At 71.6% G+C, this 504-nt stretch carries 1 protein-coding gene and 1 pseudogene; both read right to left on the bottom strand.

Features of this window, described 5'->3' with window-relative positions; translation table 11 throughout:
• Positions 1-208 (bottom strand): annotated as a pseudogene (locus tag IF88_RS0139670) (IS3 family transposase); the annotation flags it as partial.
• A partial coding sequence (locus IF88_RS0139665) for a transposase (protein ID WP_030724482.1) occupies positions 205-504 on the bottom strand: 300 nt, incomplete at its 5' end. The gene IF88_RS0139665 and the pseudogene IF88_RS0139670, both read right to left, overlap by 4 nt.

Genomic DNA, 504 nt, shown 5'->3' with positions numbered 1-504 from the left:
TCCTGGGGGCGCCGTAGGTGCCGTCGGATTCCTGATGGACCGTGCGTATCCGGGCCGCGAGCTCGGCTTCGGCGGCCTGCCGGGCCGCCCTCGCGGCGGCGGTGCGGCGCCAGTAGTAGAAGCTCGCGCGGGAGAGGCCGAGGATGTCGCAGAGCCGCTTCACGCCGAACCGGCGCTGGTGATCCTCGACGAACTGGCAGCGGTTCACCAGCGCGTCTCCCCGGCGAAATACCGGGCCGCCCTGCGGAGGATGTCGCGCTCTTCCTCCAGCTCACGGATCCTCTTCCGCGCCGCGGCCAGCTCCGCCTGAAGGCTGTCACCGCCCGCCTGGACAGCGGCTGGCGGCGAGGAGTGGGCGCCTGGGCGGCGGCCGTCGGCGGCCCGGATCCAGTTCCGCAGCGTCTCGGTGTTCACCCCGAGATCACCAGCGACCGACCTGATCGTTGCTCCTGGCCTCGACCGGTACAACGCGACCGCGTCCGCCTTGAACTCGGCGGGGTAATG

This window comes from Streptomyces sp. NRRL F-2580, from assembly GCF_000720115.1.
Lineage (GTDB): Bacteria > Actinomycetota > Actinomycetes > Streptomycetales > Streptomycetaceae > Streptomyces.
The sequence above is the reverse complement of the archived record's forward strand: the minus strand, read 5'-3'. Positions and strand labels throughout refer to the sequence as shown.